The organism is Arcticibacterium sp. (assembly GCF_055134445.1).
In genome coordinates this window covers 1-20,708 of record NZ_JBSRVI010000084.1, presented here as the reverse complement: position 1 = coordinate 20,708, position 20,708 = coordinate 1, and the positions used below count along the sequence as shown (strand labels likewise).

14 protein-coding genes and 2 pseudogenes are annotated in these 20,708 nt (G+C 38.5%); 15 read left to right on the top strand and 1 reads right to left on the bottom strand.

Annotated elements, in window-relative coordinates:
- From ACTBZY_RS11610 to ACTBZY_RS11565, 10 genes and pseudogenes are all read left to right on the top strand, one after another.
- Nucleotides 1-880: glycoside hydrolase family 130 protein (locus tag ACTBZY_RS11610; RefSeq protein ID WP_463046510.1), on the top strand; the 880-nt coding region annotated here is incomplete at its 5' end.
- 200 nt (nucleotides 881-1,080) lie between these two features.
- A complete protein-coding gene (locus ACTBZY_RS11605) occupies nucleotides 1,081-2,679 on the top strand; it encodes an MFS transporter (protein WP_463046509.1) in 1,599 nt (532 codons plus the stop codon).
- Nucleotides 2,680-2,682: 3 nt separating this feature from the next.
- Nucleotides 2,683-3,129, top strand: a complete 447-nt coding sequence (locus ACTBZY_RS11600) for an N-acetyltransferase family protein (protein WP_463046508.1) — start codon at nucleotides 2,683-2,685, stop codon at nucleotides 3,127-3,129.
- A 2-nt stretch (nucleotides 3,130-3,131) separates the two neighbouring features.
- A complete protein-coding gene (locus ACTBZY_RS11595) occupies nucleotides 3,132-3,608 on the top strand; it encodes a GyrI-like domain-containing protein (RefSeq protein ID WP_463046507.1) in 477 nt (158 codons plus the stop codon).
- Between the two features lie 97 nt (nucleotides 3,609-3,705).
- Entirely contained in the window at nucleotides 3,706-4,932 is a 1,227-nt protein-coding gene (locus ACTBZY_RS11590) for an AGE family epimerase/isomerase (protein WP_463046506.1), read from the top strand.
- A 42-nt stretch (nucleotides 4,933-4,974) separates the two neighbouring features.
- Nucleotides 4,975-7,218: a beta-glucosidase BglX gene (gene bglX / locus ACTBZY_RS11585; protein ID WP_463046505.1), complete on the top strand. Its 2,244-nt coding sequence runs from the start codon at nucleotides 4,975-4,977 to the stop codon at nucleotides 7,216-7,218.
- A 323-nt stretch (nucleotides 7,219-7,541) separates the two neighbouring features.
- A pseudogene (locus tag ACTBZY_RS11580) lies at nucleotides 7,542-8,654 on the top strand (PDDEXK nuclease domain-containing protein).
- Nucleotides 8,655-8,658: 4 nt separating this feature from the next.
- Nucleotides 8,659-9,957 (top strand): acetylxylan esterase, encoded by a 1,299-nt coding sequence (locus ACTBZY_RS11575; RefSeq protein WP_463046504.1) that lies wholly within the window; start codon nucleotides 8,659-8,661, stop codon nucleotides 9,955-9,957.
- Between the two features lie 50 nt (nucleotides 9,958-10,007).
- Entirely contained in the window at nucleotides 10,008-10,223 is a 216-nt protein-coding gene (locus tag ACTBZY_RS11570; protein ID WP_463046503.1) for a hypothetical protein, read from the top strand.
- A complete protein-coding gene (locus tag ACTBZY_RS11565; protein WP_463046502.1) occupies nucleotides 10,213-10,515 on the top strand; it encodes a type II toxin-antitoxin system RelE/ParE family toxin in 303 nt (100 codons plus the stop codon). Before ACTBZY_RS11570 ends, ACTBZY_RS11565 begins: the two co-directional genes overlap by 11 nt.
- A 55-nt stretch (nucleotides 10,516-10,570) precedes the next feature.
- On the opposite strand, the pseudogene ACTBZY_RS11560 reads toward ACTBZY_RS11565, so the two are convergent.
- Nucleotides 10,571-10,705 (bottom strand): annotated as a pseudogene (locus ACTBZY_RS11560) (mechanosensitive ion channel family protein); the annotation flags it as partial.
- Nucleotides 10,706-10,853: 148 nt separating this feature from the next.
- Between ACTBZY_RS11560 and ACTBZY_RS11555 the strand changes: the two are divergent.
- From ACTBZY_RS11555 to ACTBZY_RS11535, 5 genes are all read left to right on the top strand, one after another.
- On the top strand, nucleotides 10,854-13,538 hold the full coding sequence (locus ACTBZY_RS11555) for a substrate-binding domain-containing protein (protein WP_463046501.1): 2,685 nt from the start codon (nucleotides 10,854-10,856) through the stop codon (nucleotides 13,536-13,538).
- A gap of 177 nt (nucleotides 13,539-13,715) precedes the next feature.
- Nucleotides 13,716-15,047 carry a sugar porter family MFS transporter gene (locus ACTBZY_RS11550; protein ID WP_463046500.1) on the top strand — a complete coding sequence of 444 codons (1,332 nt, stop codon included), beginning with the start codon at nucleotides 13,716-13,718 and terminating at the stop codon, nucleotides 15,045-15,047.
- The gene (locus ACTBZY_RS11545) at nucleotides 15,044-15,952 is read left to right on the top strand and encodes a carbohydrate kinase family protein (RefSeq protein WP_463046499.1); all 909 of its coding nucleotides are present in this window, start codon (nucleotides 15,044-15,046) and stop codon (nucleotides 15,950-15,952) included. Before ACTBZY_RS11550 ends, ACTBZY_RS11545 begins: the two co-directional genes overlap by 4 nt.
- A gap of 31 nt (nucleotides 15,953-15,983) precedes the next feature.
- Nucleotides 15,984-19,121, top strand: coding sequence for a SusC/RagA family TonB-linked outer membrane protein (locus ACTBZY_RS11540; protein ID WP_463046498.1), 3,138 nt, complete (start codon nucleotides 15,984-15,986; stop codon nucleotides 19,119-19,121).
- Between the two features lie 21 nt (nucleotides 19,122-19,142).
- Nucleotides 19,143-20,708 (top strand): RagB/SusD family nutrient uptake outer membrane protein (locus tag ACTBZY_RS11535; RefSeq protein WP_463046497.1); only part of this gene is annotated, 1,566 nt, incomplete at its 3' end.

Genomic DNA, 20,708 nt, shown 5'->3' with positions numbered 1-20,708 from the left:
TTTTGCAATTGCCGAAAGTGAAAATGGAATAGATAATTTTCAATTTTGGGATTATCCTGTAACTATGCCCGAGACAGAGAACCCAGACGGTAATGTTTATGACATACGTCTTACAAAGCACGAAGATGGATGGATTTACGGTGTTTTTTGTGCCGAAAGGAAAGACCCTAATGCCACACCAGGTGATGAATCTTCCGCACACGCCAGTGCAGGGATAGCAAGAACCAAAGATCTAATAACGTGGGAAAGGCTGGCAGATTTAAAAACGAGCAGCGACCAACAAAGAAATGCGGTTTTGCACCCCGAATTTGTAGGTGGAAAATACGCTTTTTACACACGTCCGCAAGATAGCTTCATAGATGCCGGTACTGGCGGAGGAATTGGTTTTGGAGTCTGCGAAGACATAGAAAATGCTGTCATTATAAATGAAGTCATTTTACATGGAAAATCTTATCATACGGTTTATGAGGTGAAAAACGGACAAGGGCCGGTACCTATTAAAACAGAGAAAGGCTGGCTGCATCTGGCCCATGGGGTAAGAAACACGGCTGCCGGCTTACGATATGTGCTATATATGTTTATGACTGACTTGAAGGACCTAAGCAAAGTCACGCATCTTCCTGGAGGGTTTTTTATTGCTCCTGAAGGGGTAGAAAGAGTAGGAGATGTGTCTAACGTTGTTTTCACCAATGGTTGGATTGCAGACGAAGATGGTAAAGTCTTCATTTACTACGCTTCTTCTGATACAAGAATGCATGTGGCTACCACCACGGTCGATAAATTAATGGATTATTGTATGAATACGCCAGAAGATGGCCTGCGTTCAGCGGCTTCTGTGGAAGTTTTAAAAAGCATTATTATCAAGAATAAATCTCTTTAGTATTTTCTACCTATCTATAAACAAGAAGCCTCTCTTTCTGAAAAGAAGGAAGAGAGGTTTTCTTACACTAAATTTTACCTGAATTAGATAGCATTATCAAAGTAAACCTTATTTTTGAATGTTTAGATAAATAATACCCATGGAGTCTTCGAGTACCTTTTTATAAAATAATCTTAACTCCCTAACCTTAAACTTCAACCATGTCCGAAAAAAAGACGAATAACATGCCTGCCCTTTACACTCTAATGACCGTATGGTTCTTTTGGAGTTTCGTGGCAGCGTCTAATGGTATTCTTATTCCATTATTTAAAGAGAAATTTAATCTATCTCAAACCGAAGCTCAGCTGGTAGATTTTGCCTTTTATGCAGCGTATTTTGTCGGTTCTTGGCTTTATTTGGTGTTTTCTAAAATCATGAAAACAGATATTTTAAATAAAATAGGGTACAAAAACGGAATCGTTATTGGTCTTGGTTTATCGGCTTTGGGTACACTTTTGTTTTACCCTGCGGCAGTAACAGAGTCTTATGAATTGCTTTTAGGAGGTCTATTTATAGTAGGTCTTGGTTTTAGCCTTCAGCAAACTGCCACACAGCCTTTCATGATAGCTTTAGGGCCAGCCGAAACAGGTGCTCAGCGTATTAACATGGGCGGTGCGGTCAATAACTTTGGAGGAACCATCGGGCCAGCTTTAGTGAGTTATGCCATTTTCGGTTCTATTTCAAAAGATGCGGCATTAAATGCTTCCATTCAAGACGTAAAAATTCCTTATTTGATATTAGGAGCTCTTTTCGTGATTGTGGCTATTTTCTTTTTGGTGTCAAAACTACCTAGAATTAGGAACGATGAAGAAGTTAAGGTAGACAACACCCTTACTTATGTACCGCTGGTATTCTTAGGTATTTTCGCCATAGTGTCAATTGCAGTAAGCATAGAAATGGCCATTATGGTAAGTTTTGGTATTATGATGCTCTTTGTAGCTTATGCCCTTTTTAGAGGTATAAGTTCAGGCCCTTTGACAGGAAAAGAGAATTCGGTTTTTGATTTCCCACAAGCTCTTTTAGGAATGGCCGCCATCTTTGTTTATGTAGGTGTAGAGGTTACTGTTGGTTCTAATTTGGGGGAATATTTAAAAGAGACACAGGGCTTAGATTCTTCAGAAATATCTAAATACGTATCGCTGTTTTGGGGTAGTATGATGATTGGCCGTTGGACAGCCGCCATGCCAGCCTTTAATCCTTCTGCTATGTGGAAGAAGATTTTGACTTGGGTGGTTCCTTTTACAGCTTTTGGTATTGTTTTAGGAGCTAACTCGCTTTACAGTGGTGATGTATCAGACCTTTATCCTTATGCCATTTGCGTTGTTATTATGATTTTAGCTTTCATAGCCGCAAGAGAAAAACCAGTTCTGATTTTATTGATATTTACGGCTTTAGGAGCCATTATGACCTGTATCGGTATTTTTAGTTCAGGAGATATTGCCCTTTTCTGTCTTATTTCTGGTGGACTTTTCTGTTCTATCCTGTGGCCTAGTATTTTCTCATTGGGTACAGCAGGTCTAGGTAAGTATACCAATCAAGGCTCAGCATTACTTATCATGATGATTTTAGGAGGAGCCATTTTGCCAGTAATTCAAGGGAAATTAGCAGATATGATAGGTATTCAGTTTTCTTACACTTTGGCAGCAGCCTGTTTCATATTCCTGTTTGTATTTGGCTTGGTAGCTCAGAAAACATTGAGAAAGCAAGGCATCGACTTTGACGCCGAAGTAGCCAAAGGGGCAGCAAAAGGCGGACACTAATTTATGCAAGACATTAATATCAGAGAATTTGGCGAAGATGATTTTGAGCAATTGCTTGAGCTCTTCAAAGAATTCTCTGTTTTTGAAAAACGCCCTCATATGATGGTCAATGATTTGACCACAATGAAGGCCGAGAAAGATTATTTCAAAGGTTTTGCTGCAGTTTTACCTGACGGTAAAATTGTGGGATATGCCACCTATAACTTTGTTTATTACACCTGGAGCGGGAAATCCATTTACATGGACGACCTCTACGTAAAACCTGCTCATAGAGGAACAGGTTTAGGCAAAGGACTTATCCATAAGGTGATAGATTTTGCTAGAGAAAACAAGTGCCAAAAAGTGAAATGGCAAGTTTCTCATTGGAATGTAAAAGCGAAAGAGTTTTATCGAAGTTTAGGAGCAGTAATAGATGATAACGAACAAAACTGCGACTTAAAATTGAATTAGGAATGAACCCCGAAATTATAGATTCACCCGAAAGGAAATTTATAGGTATGGCCTTAGAAATGACTTATAGTCAGGATACCACAGGTCAGTTATGGGGCAGCTTTATGCCGAGAAGACAAGAGGTGAAAAACAGGGTTCATCAAGGTTATTTCTCTCTGCAGGGCACAGATCCTGCTTTTACCATGTATGACAGAAATGTTGACAGGCTTTTTACAAAATGGGCTTTAATAGAAGTCTCCAATTTTGATAATGTGCCAGAGGGCATTGAAACCTTCGTATTACCTGCTGGTAAATATGCCATCTTTCTTCACAAAGGAAAGAGCGTTCCCGCCTTCATAGAAAAGATAAAAACTATTTTAAACGAATGGCTCCCGTCTTCAGGATTCCAAATTGACAACCGCCCCGACTTCGAAGTGCTAGAAGAAAACGCAAGAAATAACCCAGAAGCAGAAGAGGAGATTTGGGTGCCGATAAAGTAAGATTCTTGTCTGCAGAAAGTAATCCGTGAAATCCCTGTCTGCTGATTTATCCGCCGTAAGGAGGAAAAGCAGGCGTATTCCATTAAGTGAAAATCCAATGCTAAAAAATTTAAAAAAAGAAATTCAATCAGAGCTCAGCAATATCTTAGAATTTTGGTCAAAGAATACCCTCGATGAAATCAATGGAGGTTTTATTGGTAAAATGAGCACCTATAGTAAAATCCATCCAGCAGCCGAAAAGGGAGGAGTTCTTAATGCCCGAATTCTTTGGACATTCTCTGCTGCCGCTGGTTTTGAAAGTCTTTCAGAAGAAGAAAGAGAAACAAGTTTCGCTTTTGCCAATAGAGCTTTTGTGTATTTCAAAACAAATTTTGTGGACCATGAAAAGGGCGGCGTTTATTGGTCTATCAATGCTGATGGCTCTCCAAAATCAACTCGAAAACAAATCTACGGATTGGCTTTTGCCATTTATGGTTTATCAGAGTTTTACAAAGTATCAGAAAATGAAGAAGCCTTGGTTTTGGCTAAGAACCTTTATGAACTCATAGAAAAATACAGTTTCGATGAGCAGTATGGAGGGTATTGGGAAGCTTTCACCAAAGATTGGGAATTGTTAGAAGATTTGCGACTAAGCGAAAAGGACCGCAATGACCCTAAAACCATGAATACGCATTTGCACATCATTGAGGCATATGTGAATTTGTACAAAGTTTGGGAAGATGAAGGCTTGAAATCTAAAATTGAGCATTTACTAGAAGTTTTTGAAAACCATATAATTGATAAAGCGTCTGGCCACATGAAACTCTTTTTTGATGCAGCGTGGAATAATCAATCGGCTGGGATTTCTTATGGGCACGACATTGAAGCCGCATGGCTTTTACATGAAGCTGCGGCAGCATTAGGGAATGATGAGTTAACACAAAAATGGGAATCCTTTGCCATTCAAATGGCAGACGCCACCATAGAAGGGTTCAATTTGGACGGCAGTCTGAATCATGAAAAAGATGCTGACACAGGGCATATAGATACGCATAGAGAATGGTGGGTAAGTGCAGAGGCCATGATTGGCTTTTTGAACGCCTACCAGATTTCCAAAGAGGAAAAATATTTGCCTTTGGTAGGGCAATTATGGGATTTTACTAAAAATCATTTGATTGACCGTAAAAACGGCGAGTGGTATTGGGGCGTTTATGCTCCCACATCTTGCGAGCCAAACTATCAAATCATGGATGCCGAAGACAAAGTAGGTTTCTGGAAATGTCCCTATCATAATGCACGAGCGTGTATGGAATTGATTCTTAGATTGGAAGCAATAATTGCGTAGATTTATAACTGCAATTAGTAAGAAAAATAACCTAAATTATAAATGAAAAAATTAACCTTAAGTCTATCCTTTGCCTTATTGGCACTTATAAGTTTTGCCCAGTCTCCTTATAAAAACGCTAGTCTCTCAGACGAAGCTAGAATAGCAGATTTGCTTTCTAGAATGACCGTTGAAGAAAAAGTGGGGCAATTAAACCAAGTTAATGGCGGGGTTTTAACAGGCCCAAGTGTAGCAAATGACCCTGGAGCACAGGGTAAGGTACAATTACTAAAAGACGGTATGGTGGGTTCTTTCCTAAATGTGGTAGGAACAGAGCAAACATTGGCCACCCAAAAAATAGCAGTAGAACAAACAAGACTAGGCATTCCATTATTATTTGCCTTTGACGTGATTCACGGTTATAAAACCGTTTTCCCTATCCCCTTGGCAGAGGCTGCTTCGTGGGATTTGGCAGCCGCCGAGAAATCTGCTTCTATTGCTGCTAAGGAAGCCTCTTCAGCAGGATTGCACTGGACTTTCGCTCCTATGATGGACGTTTCTCGCGAGCCACGCTGGGGTAGAGTGATGGAGGGTTCAGGTGAAGATCCATATTTGCAAGGAAAATTTGCGGCAGCGAGGGTTAAGGGCTTTCAAGGAAACTTCGATGAAAATCATGTTTTGGCTACTATAAAGCATTTTGCGGCATACGGTGCTGTGGAAGCAGGTAGAGAATATAACACGGTAGATGTGAGCAGATATGCCCTTTGGAATTACTATTTACCTTCCTATAAAGCTGCTGTGGATGCGGGTGCTGCCACGGTGATGAATAGTTTCAATTTGGTGGATGGTATTCCTGCCGGTGGAAATGATTTTTTGGTCAATAAAGTGCTGAGAGACAAATGGGGTTTTGACGGCATGGTGATTTCTGACTGGGCGTCTTTTGGCGAAATGATAATTCACGGTTATTCGAAAGATGCTGAGCAAGCCGCCATTCAAGCTATTATGGCTGGTTCAGACATGGATATGGAAGCTGGAGTAACTAGAACTACCTTGGTAAACTCTGTAAAAGAAGGCAAAGTACCAATGGCTGTTTTAGATGCCGCGGTTAGTAGAGTGTTGGCCTTAAAATTCAAGCTTGGGCTATTTGACAATCCTTACAAATATCATGATGCTGCCAAAGAAAAAGCTACACTTATGGCGGATGCTCATTTAGCAGAAGCAAGAAAAGCTGCAGGAAACACCATGACTTTATTGAAAAACTCTGATGGCGTTTTACCATTGAAAAGTCCTAAAAACATTTTAGTCTTAGGTCATTTGGCTGAAAGTCAAGACGACGTTTTAGATTTCTGGAAAGGACAAGGCGAGCATAAATACACGGTAACCATTTTAGAAGGAATAAAAGCAAAGTACCCAAAAGCCAATGTTACTTTCATTCGCTCGGTGGGCAGAGAAGGTGATTTTGATGCAAGCTCTGTAAAGGAAATTAAGAAGGCCGCTAAAAAAGCTGATGTAATCATTGCTACAATTGGGCTTTTTGGTGATTTGGCAGGCGAGGCTCGTTCACTTTCTGATGTGTCGCCTTCTGATGGGCAAATAGAAATGTTGGCCAATGCAAAATCCACAGGTAAGCCAGTGGTAGTTTTGGTGCAGGCTGGTCGCCCAATGATTATGACAGATGTGGTTAAAAACTTCAATACGGTGCTTTACACTTGGATTGGCGGTACGCAGCACGGCCATGGAGTAGCTGATGTTTTGAGTGGTGATGTAAATCCTTCGGCCAAAACGGTGATGAGTTTTCCAGTAGCCATGGGTCAAATACCAGTTTATTATAATCACTATAACGGTAGCCGCCCACATATAGATGGAAACGAAGGTCCAGACCATTTCTGGGTGTCTCGTTACAGAGATATCCCTAATGAGCCTTTATATCCTTTCGGTTATGGTTTGAGCTATTCTACTTACAAATATTCAGATTTGAAAATCTCAAAAACTAGCATCAATCAGAATGAGTCTGTAAACGTTTCGGTGAATATCAAAAATACATCTGATGTAGATGGAACTGAAATAGTGCAGCTTTACATTAGAGATTTGGTTTCTCAGCCAGTGCGACCAGTAAAAGAATTGAAAGATTTCGCGAGAGTAGAAATAGCGGCTGGCCAATCAAAAACAGTAACATTCGAATTACCAGCCACCAAGCTTTCTTTCTTCGACCAGGACGGAAACGTTTTGCTTCAAAAAGGAGCTTTTAAAGTCTTTATAGGAACGAACTCGAGAGACGTTTTAGAAGTGGGTTTGGAGTTGAGATAATGTTTTGAAATGACTTATTATTAATTTGTGCGGTAGCATTTTTATAAACTATCCATATTGTCAAAATACTGTTTGAAGGACGGTCAATTTTCTAAGTCAATTGTTTTTAATAGTGTTTCTCTTTTAAAAATTGAGTGTACAAGTTTATTTTGATAATGTTTTTTTGATTACTTTTTTACGATAAAAAAGTAATACCCGTCCGGTAGGACAACCATAGTAAACGCAAGAACGACCTGTTTGTATAAAAAGACGTCTGTACCTCATGAGATATTTGATTAAAACCCTACTATTCCTAAGCCTATTCACCTGGCAAAACCATTAACTTGAACCAACAATTCACACATATTGCCCAAATAATTCACCAGGCACGCACAAATGCCGTTAAAGCAGTAAATGCGGAGTTAATAAATTTATATTGGAATATGGGAGCATGTATTTCTAGGGAAACTGAGGCGGCTTCTTGGGGAGATAAAACTGTAGATGAACTTGCTAGCTTTTTGCAAAAGAACCATCCGGAACTGAAAGGTTTTAATAGAAGAGGTTTGTACAGAATGAAGCAGTTTTATGAAACCTATGCTTCTTTCTCAATTGTGACATCAAAGAAGACACAATTAGAAGGGGTTGAAAAAGGGGGAAATGCAATTGTGTCCTCGCCGAGGACACAATTGCAAATTGCTGAGAATAAGGGTAGTATAAAGGTGCCCTCGTCAAGTACACAATTTGAAATAGATGACATTAGAGACACTATTTTATGTAGTTTAAGCTGGACTCATCACCGAACAATATTTACTAGATGTGAAACGGAAGAGGAGATTGTGTTCTATCTAAAACAGGTCATTAAAGAGAGATACACCGTTAAGGAACTCGAACGCCAGATTTCTGCAGGATTGTTTGAACGAATGATGTTGAGTAAAACTAAAGCCGTTAACATGGTTCAAAAAACTTATTCTGAAATATCAAATACAATTCTTGATAGCTATGTGTTTGATTTTTTAAACCTAAAAGAGAAACATAGTGAAAGTGATTTGCAAAGAGGTTTAGTAAATCAAATGAAAGATTTCATTTTGGAACTGGGTAAAGATTTTCTATTTATTGGGGAAGAGTATAAAGTCCAAGTTGGCAATAGTGACTTTTACATAGATTTACTATTCTTTCATAGAAGCCTACAATGTTTAATTGCATTCGAACTAAAAGCGGACAAATTCAAACCATAGCATCTAGGGAAGTTAAATTTTTACTTAGAAGCTCTTGATAGGGATGTTAAAGGTCAAAACGAAAATCCAAGCATTAGAGTGTTATTGTGTAAAGATAAAGAGGAGGAAGTTGTGGAATATGCACTTAGCAGAAGCCTGTCGCCGACGTTGGTATCTGAATACAAAACAAAACTACCTGATAAGAAATTGCTTCAAAAGAAGCTCCATGAAATTTTTAATTAACCCAATGAAAAACCTAACCCTACTACTCCTAAGCCTATTCGTATGGCAAAATCTTATAGCTCAGCCACCACCAGACCATCAATGGGTGGAGGTGGTAGTTTCGCCAAATAACTCAAATTGGCTTTATGAAATAGGAGAGGAGGCCGAGTTTACGGTTACCGTTCTTAAGAAAAATGTACCCTTAGAAAACGCCACCATCAAATATTCCATAGGTCCAGAGAAAATGCCTGACATTATCCAAAACGAAGTGGTGTTAAAATATGGTGCCATTAAGATAAGTGGAGGTACCATGAAAACCCCAGGGTTTCTAAGGTGTCATGTCAGTACAGAGGTAGACGGAAAGACATATTCTGGTTGGGCTACAGCAGGTTTTGAACCTGAAAAAATCAAAGCTACAGTTAAGAAGCCTGTCAATTTCAATATCTTCTGGAATGAGGCTTTGGCAGAAAACGCCAAACTTCCTTTAGATACGAAAATGACACTTTTACCAGAACGATGCACCGAAAAGGTGAATGTGTATCATGTCAGTCTTCAAAACTGGAAAAGAGGAGCAAGACTTTACGGAATCCTATGTGTACCCAAAGCCGAAGGGAAATATCCTGCTGTACTAAAAGTACCTGGAGCAGGTATTAGACCTTATTATGGCGATGTTCAGTTTGCCGAAGATGGCGTTATAAGCTTCGAAATAGGCATTCATGGTATTTCGGTGATTATGCCGCAGCAAAATTACGACGACCTTTTATCTGGCTGGAATAATCACTATTGGAATAATAACCTGAACGACAAAGACACTTACTTCTACAAACGTGTGTATATGGGCGTGGTGAGAGCCAATGATTTCATAACATCCCTTCCACAGTGGGATGGTAAGAACTTAGGCGTGATGGGCAGTAGCCAAGGAGGAACACTAACGCTAGTAACAGCAGGTCTTGATAAAAGAGTGACAGCCGCTTCTCCAGTACACCCAGCTATGTGCGATTTGACAGGATATTTAGAAGGAAGAGCAGGCGGTTGGCCACATTATTTGGCAGATACCACTAAATGGTCAAGAGCAAGCCATCCTGACGTTTTAGAGACTATCGGCTATTATGATGCTGTCAATTTTGCCAGACAAGTAACTGTGCCCGTTTTATTCTCTTTTGGTTTTAATGACACCACCTGTCCGCCCACATCTGTTTATGCGGCATACAATAGCATCACTAGCCCAAAGGAAACCTTTTTGGCAGTAGAATCCTCACATTGGATTTTTCCAGAGCAATATGAGAAACAACGAGCTTGGATGATGAAGCAATTGAAGAAGTGATTTTCACCCAAAAGTTTTGTTAAATTTGTTTAGGCTAAAATATTTTGAATATGACACAATTATTAGTTGAGGTTCCAGAAGAAGAATTAGATTTTTTCAATTCGCTTATAGAAAAATTTAAATACAACTCAAGAGTATTGGAAGATGAAGATGAATTCTCACCTGATTTAAAGGCACTATTAGATGAGCGATTGCAAGAAGATGAGTCCGAATATATTCCAATTGAAAAGGCTAATGCCTTTTTAGAGAAAAAATATGGTTTATAAAATCATTATATCTCAAAGGGCTTTAGATGAACTTGAAAGTGCGATTGAGTATTATTCTCGTAATAAGTCTAGTACTATTGTTTTTTACAAGGCATATAAAAATACGCTATCGACTTTAGAGATAAATCCATTTTTTCAAAAAAGGTATAAAAATGTAAGAGGCCTACCAATTCCTAAATATCCTTATATGATATTGTTTACAGTCGATAAAGCAAATAAGGTAGTAGAAATTAGATCTATTTTTAACACCTTTCTAAATCCCAATAAGTATCCTTTAATAGAATTAGTGTAATGAATAAAAAAAGCGAACCAAACTGGCCCGCTTAATTTTATATAGAAGATTTTTATCACTTCTGTAAATACACCGTTCTTTGTGGAAACGGAATCTCAATTTTTGCATTATCAAATCCTTTCTTAAGCTGCTCGTGCATATAGAAATACACATCCCAGTTATGTTCACTTTTTGCCCATGGACGAACCGCAAAATTGACAGAGTATCAGCCAGCTGATATGCTTAAGAAGTAATTCTGAACTTATTTATCTGTTTATAGCGAAAATGTAACATTATCGAAGGAAATTGTACGATATGTGAAAATGCTTTGACTTTAGAAAGCATAAATTTGAGACTATATGGTTTCGAAAAAAATATTTCTTGTCTTTTTGGGAATACTTCTCTTTGCTTGTGAATCAAAGCAACAGAAAAAATATGTCATAGGTTTTTCTCAATGTTGTGATGACGCGTGGCGGGACGTGATGAATCGCGAAATGCAAAGGGAGTTATTATTTTACCCAGAAGTAGATTTTAAACTGGATAAGAGCGGGTTTGATAGCAAAGAGCAGATAAAGCGGATTCGGAAACTAATAAAAGAGGGAATTGATTTGTTAATTGTGACCCCCAATGAAGCAGAGCCCTTAACTGAAGTGTTGGAAGAAGTTTATGACTCAGGAATTCCGACGATACTAATCGACAGAAAAATAAATTCGGATTTATATACTTCATTTGTAGGAGCTGACAATTATGAAATAGGCTATACTGCGGGGAAATACTTATTCAATAAATTTCCGAAAGGTGCTAATATTCTTGAGCTTACAATGGATATGAACATCACGCCTGCGGTAGATCGGAAAGAAGGGTTTGCTGATGCAATTAAAACCAACAATCGATTTAAATTAAATACCTCATTAGAAATTATTGATCTTAAAGAGATTGAAGAGAAACTTCCAATGGTTCTGGAAAGCTCCCCAGAGATAAATATCATTTTTGGGCAAACAGACCTGCTCGCCAAAACGGCATATAACTATTTGCAAAAAAGCAGGTCTGGAAAAAAATTTTTCTATGTAGGAATAGATGGAATCCCTGTGGATAAGGGGATAAAGGACGTTTTAGATGCTAAACTTGATGCAACATTCCTTTATCCTACTGGTGGTAGTGAAGCTATCCAGCTTGCCATGAAAATATTGAAAGGGCAGGCATTTGATAAAGAGAATAAGCTCGCAACGAGCGTTATTGACAAGGATAATGCAGAAATTATGTTTTCGCAAATTCGGAAAATAAACGACCAACAGAAAGATATTGAATTACAAGCCGGTAAAATGAACGACCTCAATAAGACATTTTCATCCCAGCGGAATGTGCTTTATTTTACGTTGATACTTCTTTCGCTTGTTTTGGTTTTAGGTTCGGTCTTACTTTATCTTTTCAGAGAAAAACAGTTTTCAAATAAACTTTTAGAGAAACAGAACGAGTCTATTAATAGGCAGAAAGACGAGATTGAACGGATTTCTGAAAGTGCAAAAAATGCTACAGAAGAGAAACTGCGTTTTTATTCTTATGTCTCTCATGAGTTTAAAACACCTCTGAGCCTAATTCTTACTCCTACAGAGGATATTTTGAATAGGAATGTGCTTGACAAAAAAGAAGTAATAGGAACCTTAAATCTGGTTAGAAAGAATGCCAATAGACTCCTCCGTTTGGTCAATCAATTATTAGAAATCAGAAAATTGGATTCTGGTAAAATGGCATTAGATAAGCATCACTATGACATTGTTAGTTTTTTAAGAGAAATTGTAAATGATTTTTTGCCTACGGCCAAAAGTCGAAAAATTGACCTACAGTTTATTTGCTCTTTCCCTGAGCTAGTATTTTTATTTGATTTTGATAAGTTAGATAAAGTTTTCTTTAACCTTATTTCAAACGCATTTAAACATACGCCAGATGGTGGGTATATACATATTACGCTAAGGAAAAGTATGAATTCACTTGAGTTTCTGGTGGCAGATAATGGAGAAGGAATGAATGAGGAAGAAAAAGAACATGCTTTTGATATGTTCTATAGCGGAGGTCATAATAGTTCTTTAGGTACAGGCTTGGGCCTTTCGTTGTCTTATGAGTTTATCACCCTTCATGAAGGCCAAATATCTTTAGCGTCTAAAAAAAATGAAGGCACAACGTTCAAAATCTTGCTTCCAATATCGGAAATTGAGGAAATGGTAGCCTCCAAAGCAACTAACGTCAAGCATTTTATAGATGGATTAGTAGAGGAACCTACAGAAGAGCAAGATTCTAAGGGAGAGCACAAGGAGTCGGTGGTAATTATTGAAGACAATCCAGACATGCTCTATTTTTTGAAATCTAAATTTCAGAATACCTACCTCACGTATACCGCAACAGATGCTGAAAAAGGATGGGAACTTATTTTGTCGAATATTCCTGATTTGATAATAAGTGATGTTATGCTTCCCGGGAAAAATGGCTTTGCATTAACAGAGCAGGTCAAAGCCGACTTCAGAACGTCGCATATTCCAGTTGTGCTTTTGACGGCTAAAGGCCAAATGGAAAGCCAAATTAAAGGAACCCAAGCAGGAGCTGATGCTTATTTGTCAAAACCTTTTAATCAGCAGCTTCTGGAAGAAAAGGTGAAGAGCCTTATAGGGAATAGAGATAGAATGAAAAGAAGGTTTTCTAATGAAATTCTGGAGGCATCTTCATCCAGTTCTGGAGAGCGTAAATTTTTGATTGAGTTTGAAAACATGATTGAGAAAAACTTGAAGTCCAATACTCTTTCGGTTGAAAACCTTAGTCATGAATTGGGCATGTCTAGGGTTCAGCTATACAGAAAAATAACTGCCTTGACAGAGCATAATGTCAACGACTATATTGCTAATTATAAAATAAAAAGAGCCAAGGTTTTGCTAAAGGACGGCTCTAAAAATATTAGCGATATAGCTTATGAACTAGGCTTTAATACACCAGGATACTTCACTACGTTCTTCCGTCAGAAAACTGGCAAGACTCCCTCAGAGTGGCGAGTTTAGGACTTGTTACAAATTTGTAGTTTGTCGTAACATTTCTATACATTCGTTTGATTTTCGTTATTTAATCCTTTGATAGATAGACACTTAAGGTATGAATCAAATTTGATACTATTTGACCATTTACTGAATCAAGTTTCTGTAGTGCATTAAGATATTTGTTCCATCATCTAAAAACGAATGATGCGAACAAACAAGGAATTTAAAATATTTATCTGGTCTTTATCGGCCGCTTTAGGTGGCTTTCTTTTCGGCTTTGATACAGCCGTAATCTCAGGAGTAGAGCAAACCCTTCAGCAGCTCTGGAACTCAACAGTGTTAGAACATGGCCTTACGGTTTCTATTGCACTTTTAGGTACCGTTTTAGGCTCCTTGTTTGGTGGCTTTCCAGCAGACAAGTTTGGAAGAAAAACTAGCCTTTTTGTGGTGGCTATTCTTTATTTGGTGTCTGCCATTGGTTCAGCATATGCAGTAGATTGGTATAGCTTTTTAGTTTTTCGGTTGCTTGGCGGTTTCGGTGTTGGCATATCGTCGGTGGTGGCTCCCATGTATATAGCAGAAATAGCCCCTCCTATTAAAAGAGGTAGGCTAGTAGCCTTATTTCAGTTCAATGTAGTTCTGGGGATTTTGATGGCCTACTTCTCAAATTACATTATAGGAACCATACTTCAACTTAACTGGCGTTGGATGCTGGGAATAGAAGCATTACCTGCTTTGATTTTCTTACTGCTCATTATTGTCATTCCCGAAAGTCCTCGATGGTTAATTTTAAAGAAAAATATGGTTTCTCAGGCCAGTGCTATTTTATCTATAATAGACCCATTAGAGGCAGATTCTACCATAAAAGACATTTTAAGAGGGAAGGAGGAAAACCAGAAAGTACCATTCTTTGAAATTTTCAAAAGAACCTATAAAAAGCCGCTAACATTAGCTGTTTTGTTTGCAGTGTTTAATCAGGTTTCGGGTATTAACGCTATTATTTATTATGCTCCTCGCATTTTTGAAATGGCGGGTTTAGGTGCTAGTGCTGCATTGCTTTCGTCTACCGGGATTGGTTTGGTAAACTTAATTTTTACTCTGGTAGGTCTTTCTTTAATTGACAAGTTTGGGCGTAAGTACTTAATGACTATAGGCTCTGTAGGCCTTATTGTTTCTTTGTTTTTAGTAAGCTGGTCGTTCTGGACGAACACTACTGGTGTTTTTGTTCCTGCTTTCCTGTTTCTCTTTATCGCATTTTTTGCGATGTCGCAAGGGGCGGTTATCTGGGTCTTTATTTCTGAGGTTTTCCCGAACAGGGTAAGAGCAAATGGCCAATCTTTGGGCAGTTTTACCCATTGGCTGCTTGCTGCAATAATATCTTTCTCCTTTCCCTATTTCGCAGAAACCCTTGGTGGGGCGGTTACTTTCTCATTTTTCGCTTTCATGATGGTGCTTCAACTGCTCTTTGTGTTAAAAATGATGCCTGAAACGAAGGGTACCTCTTTAGAAAACTTAAAAACGGTAGAAATATGAAAAGTCAAGAATCAAAATCTATCGTATGTTTTGGTGAAGTCCTTTGGGATATATTACCTACCAGCAAACAGGTGGGCGGAGCACCATTAAATGTAGCGTTTCACTTAAACAGTCTGGGGCTGAACTCTAGAATCATAAGTAAAATTGGGAATGATGATTTGGGTAAAGAGTTATTAAACTATGCTCAAGCTGGAAAACTAGATACTTCACTTATACAGGTAGGAGAATCTCACTTAACCGGAGTGGCTAAAGCTAATATTTCAGATAGAAACGAAGTCACTTACAAAATTTTACAGCCAGTGGCTTGGGATTATATTGAGCCGCATTGGAAGAGTAAAACTGCAGTCAAAGAATCTTCTGCTTTCGTTTTTGGAAGTTTAGCCACAAGGGGAGGGTGTACGTATAATACACTACGTGAACTTTTAGATTTGGTCTCATACAAGGTTTTTGATGTTAATCTAAGAAAGCCTTTTTACAGCCCTGAAATCATCAATGACCTATTTTCTAAGGCAAATCTCATCAAAATGAATGAGCATGAGCTTGCTATCATTTCTGAATGGAATAATATAGAGGGAGATGAAAAGTCATGTGTAAAAAGTTTGGCTGACAAATATAAATCAGAAGCCATATGTATCACCCGTGGAGCCGAAGGAGCTCTGCTTTATAAAGAGGGAGCGTTTTACCAGCAAACTGGTTTTGAAGTTGAGGTGAAAGATACCATAGGAAGTGGAGACGCTTTTCTGGCGGGTCTTTTAAATAGCCTTCTTAGTCGTCAACTTCCAGAAAAGGCTCTTGAGTTTGCATGTGCCATGGGCTCTTTAGTAGCTACTTATCACGGAGCTACACCTGTCATTACCATTGATATGGTAGAAGAGTTTCTTAAAAATACTAAGACCAATTTTTAACCTATAATCAATAATTAAACAAAACTAGACAATGAAAAAAACTCTATGTTCAATCTTATTACTGCTAATGACCATTCAAATGGCATTGGCACAGCGTCAAATTTCCGGAAAGGTTTTGGGCGGCGATACAGGAGAAGCCCTTATAGGAGCCAGTATTGTAGTTAAAGGAAGTACTATAGGAACCACGGCTGATACTGAAGGAGATTTCAGCCTTTCAGTACCTGATGGAAATAACGTGGTAACTGTTTCTTTTGTGGGATATGCTTCTCAAGATATAGAAATAGGAAATCAAACAAATTTTCAAGTAACGCTGGAGTCTTCTTTAGCTTTATCGGAAATAGTGGTGGTAGGGTATACCTCACAGCGTAAAGAAGACCTTACAGGTTCGGTGGCTGTGGTAGAAATGAAGCCTATCAAAAACAATAGTTCTGGAAATGTAATGCAGGCTATGCAAGGTCGTGTACCTGGTCTTTATATTGAAAAAGATGGCTCGCCTAATGGTTCTAATTCCAGAATATTAATAAGAGGAGCCAATACTTTAGGGAATAATGACCCTCTTTATATAATTGACGGTATTCCCACTACTAGGCCAGAGGTTTTTCAAAACTTAAATCCTGCTACAATAGCTTCTGTTCAGGTTTTGAAAGATGCTTCAGCACAGTCTATTTATGGCTCTAGAGCTTCAAATGGTGTTATTATAGTTACAACCAAAAATGGAGGAGACACTGACGGAAAGGTAGCCTTTCAGTTTAACAGTAGTATAGCTGCTCAGTCAGAAAAGTCAATGCGTTTTGATATGCTTAACGCGGTTGATAGAGGCAGAGCCCTTTGGCAAGCTTCTGTAAACGATCTTCAAGACCCAGCAGCTGGTTATGGCGATATTTATGACTTTTCTTGGAATAACGATTTTGATAATCCAGTCTTAAGTAGTGTTAGCCTAAAGCCATTTGTTGGCGGAGACCCCAATACGCCTGTTGGTGATACAGATTGGCAGTCTGAATTGTATAAAACAGGAATTATTACCCAAAACGATCTAACAGCATCTTACGGGAACAAAAAATCTTCTATTGAGATTAATTTTGGACATCTTAAGAATACTGGTATGCTGCAAAATACAGGATACGATAGACTTACAGGTAGCATTAATGCCCTTACAAGAGCCTTTAATGATAAAGTTAGATTTGGAACCAATTTAAGAATAGCTAACTCTAATGAGACTCTTACTGCCAGGGATTTGGGTGGAGCCACTTCTACTTTCTTAGCTGTGACAATGGCCCCTACTATTCCTGTGTACCAAATTGATGGAGAAACATTTGCGGGAGCATCTGGAGCTGGTTATTCAGATAGAAATAATCCACTTCACATGCAGCATATTGCTAGATGGAATAATACAAATAGGTTAAGTGCCTTTGGTAATGCTTTTGTTGAAATTCAGCCAATTAAGAATCTTTATTTCAAATCAAATATTGGAGCAGATAATAACACTTTTGAAAGTAAGGTCATTACACCAACTTTCTCTGAAGGAGCATTCAATAGAACCACAAATAGCTTGTCTTTTGACCAAAATAAATTCTTAAGCACAACTTGGTCAAATACCTTAAGGTATGATTGGGAGCTAGATGTTAATAACAGCTTTAAATTCTTAGTAGGTACAGAATTTATCAAAACTGATTTAGATTTTCAGTTTACTAAGAAAGAAGGCTATGCACTTCAAACAGAAGAGTATTTTACTTTGAATGCTGGTACGGGTAATACCACAGCTACTGGTGGTTCTACAGGAAGTAGGCTATTCTCACAATTTGCTCGTGTAGACTATAACCATGCTGATAAATATTTGTTGGCCTTTACTTTGCGTAGAGATGGTTCTTCAAGATTTGGAGAAGATAACCGCTATGGTATTTTCCCAGCAGCTTCTTTGGGCTGGAGGCTAGATCAAGAAGACTTTATGGTTGATGGTGGAGTTTTTGACGAGTTAAAACTTAGAGTAGGTGTTGGAAGAGTTGGAAACCAGCAGATTGGTGACCTTGCAAGGTTTGGCTTGTTTGATACACGTTATGGTACCACCCAAGCACAATTGGTTGGTGGTTTCTGGGAACAATACATGAATATTGGTACGGCCTATTCATTATCGGGAGCAAACACTGGAACGCTTCCTTCGGGTTTTGTTCAGACTCAGGCGGCAAACTCAGGTCTTAAATGGGAAACAACTGATGAGATTAATGCAGGGATTGACTTTGCTTTTTTGAATAACAAAGTTTTTGGTTCTTTTGATTATTTTACTCGTAAAACTACGGGTATCTTAATTACTCCTCCAGTAGCAGCTACACTTGGCGAAGGGCAAACAAGAGCCGTTAATGGTGCTTCAAAGTCTAATAAAGGTTGGGAGTTTATGGCTGGCTATAGAGGAAGTGCGGGCAGTGATTTGAAATATAATATAACAGCTAACATTACTCATTTTAGAGATAAAATCACTGAATTACCAGAAAACGTTCGTCCTGCTTACCCTGGAAATATCGACAATACAATAATTGGCCACTCGCAGTTTGATATTTTTGGATATAGAACAGATGGCTTGTTTCAGTCTCAAGCTGAGGTGGATGCAGCCCCTACACAAATTGGTGCAGGACCGGGAAGAATTAAATATGTGGATGTAAATAACGATGGTGTAATTAACGCTTTTGACCAAGATTGGATTGGTACTACATTACCCGCAGCAGAATACGGATTGCGATTAGATTTGACTTACAAGAAATTAGATTTCACCGCATTTGGTGCTGGCGTAGTAGGTCGTGAAGGTTTTGATGTTTATACTGTTTTTAATAACCTGATGAGAGGGCGTGAGAATGTAGGGCCTGGGGTTTTTGATAGCTGGACGCCACAAAATACTGACACTAATGTACCAGCTCTTACGCTCAAAGATAATAATAATGAAGGCCGTACGTCAGATTACTTCATTGTAAATACTTCTTATTTCAAACTTAGAAATATGCAATTAGGGTATAATATCACCCCTAAATCAGTATTTACTAATCTAAGAGTATACGGTATGGTAGATAATCTTTTCTGGATAAAGAGTAAAAGTTATTCAAGTCCAGATCCTGAGCGTATTGACCTAGATCCAGTCCCAATTCCTAAGACTTTTACTTTTGGAATTAACGCATCATTTTAAATCTTTAAATCTAGAAAAATCATGAAAAAATATATAATAGTAAGCTTTTTGATGGCTGGGCTTTTATCTGTGAGCTCTTGCGAAAACGAACTTGATTACACACCTACAGGTGTGCTATCTTCCTCTGACCTAACTTCGCCTAGTGCAATTGACGGTTTAGTTACGGCTGCTTATGCGGCCATTGGAAATGGTGATATGATAGGCCCTATTTATAGTAATTGGGTATATGGTAGCGTTCGTTCAGACGACACTTACAAAGGTGGTGGAGGTACTGGCGATGTAGGAGAAATAGATGCCTTAGAGCACTATAACCTAGTTCAGCCTACTATGGATGCTTTTGTAACCAGAACATGGAGAAATTTATTTAAGTCTATTTCTAGATGTAATGTAGCTTTACGTGCAGTAAATGGACTAGATGAGGCTTCATATCCTGAAAAGCGTTCTAGGTTAGCTGAGTTACGCTTTTTACGTGGTCATAGTTATTTTACTATGAAACGTTTATACAAAAACATACCTGTTTTTGATGAAAATGTAACACAAGAAGAGATTCTTTCGGTATCGAATGACTTGAGCAATGATGAGGCATGGAGTAAAATTGGTGAAGACTTTCAGTATGCTATTGATAACCTTCCAGATGTACAGCCAGAGCTAGCTCGAGCTACAAAATCGGCTGCACAGGCGTATCTTGCTAAACTGAGGCTTTATCAAGCTTACGAACAGGATGAAAGTCATAGGGTAAACAATATTAACACTAACCGACTGCAGGAAGTAGTAGACTTAGCTAAAGCTGTAGTTAACTCTGGTAAATATAGTTTGTCAGATGATATTGCAGATAATTTCTTGCCTGAAACAGAAAATGGACAAGAATCTATCTTCGCTATTCAGTTTACAATTAATGATGGTACCACTGCTGGTAGAATGAGTTATGAAGATGGCTTGAATTACCCTCACGGTGCTCCTCAATATGGATGTTGTGGTTTTCATGCGGGTAGCCAAAATTTGGTTAACGCACACACTACTGACGAAAACGGATTACCAAAGTTTGAAACGTTTAATGACGGTATTGCAGATTTATCTTCAGCTACGGTAGACCCTAGGCTAGACCATACGGTAGGTATAGACGGTCACCCATATAAGTATGATAATACACTTCCGTTTAGCAATAGTTGGGTACGAGATGCTGGTGTTTATGGAAACTTTCATACCATGAGATTTCAGCAAGCAGCTTCTAGTGGTTCCTATTTTAAATTAGGACCATTCATGGGAACAGCTAAAAACTATGATGTTCTTCGATACGATGATGTACTATTGATTTTAGCGGAAGCGTACATTCAGCTGGGACAGCAAGATTTAGCTCTACCACTTATAAACCAAGTAAGAGTAAGAGCGGCTAACAGTACTTCTAAACTTGCAAAAGCAGATGGTACTTTTGCATCTAATTATAATGTGAAATCATATAGCAGCACAGGTTGGACAAAAGACTTTGCTCTGAAGGCATTGCAGTGGGAACGAAGATTAGAATTTGCTACCGAAGGAGAAAGGTTCTTTGATTTAGTTAGGTGGGGCATAGCTGAACCTGTTTTAAAT

Excerpts from the sequence above, each read along its gene's own strand:
- ACTBZY_RS11605 (WP_463046509.1), top strand. The coding sequence starts at position 1,081 with ATGTCCGAAAAAAAGACGAATAACATGCCTGCCCTTTACACTCTAATG.
- ACTBZY_RS11600 (WP_463046508.1), top strand. The coding sequence starts at position 2,683 with ATGCAAGACATTAATATCAGAGAATTTGGCGAAGATGATTTTGAGCAA.
- ACTBZY_RS11595 (WP_463046507.1), top strand. The coding sequence starts at position 3,132 with ATGAACCCCGAAATTATAGATTCACCCGAAAGGAAATTTATAGGTATG.
- ACTBZY_RS11590 (WP_463046506.1), top strand. The coding sequence starts at position 3,706 with ATGCTAAAAAATTTAAAAAAAGAAATTCAATCAGAGCTCAGCAATATC.
- bglX (WP_463046505.1), top strand. The coding sequence starts at position 4,975 with ATGAAAAAATTAACCTTAAGTCTATCCTTTGCCTTATTGGCACTTATA.
- ACTBZY_RS11575 (WP_463046504.1), top strand. The coding sequence starts at position 8,659 with ATGAAAAACCTAACCCTACTACTCCTAAGCCTATTCGTATGGCAAAAT.
- ACTBZY_RS11570 (WP_463046503.1), top strand. The coding sequence starts at position 10,008 with ATGACACAATTATTAGTTGAGGTTCCAGAAGAAGAATTAGATTTTTTC.
- ACTBZY_RS11565 (WP_463046502.1), top strand. The coding sequence starts at position 10,213 with ATGGTTTATAAAATCATTATATCTCAAAGGGCTTTAGATGAACTTGAA.
- ACTBZY_RS11555 (WP_463046501.1), top strand. The coding sequence starts at position 10,854 with ATGGTTTCGAAAAAAATATTTCTTGTCTTTTTGGGAATACTTCTCTTT.
- ACTBZY_RS11550 (WP_463046500.1), top strand. The coding sequence starts at position 13,716 with ATGATGCGAACAAACAAGGAATTTAAAATATTTATCTGGTCTTTATCG.
- ACTBZY_RS11545 (WP_463046499.1), top strand. The coding sequence starts at position 15,044 with ATGAAAAGTCAAGAATCAAAATCTATCGTATGTTTTGGTGAAGTCCTT.
- ACTBZY_RS11540 (WP_463046498.1), top strand. The coding sequence starts at position 15,984 with ATGAAAAAAACTCTATGTTCAATCTTATTACTGCTAATGACCATTCAA.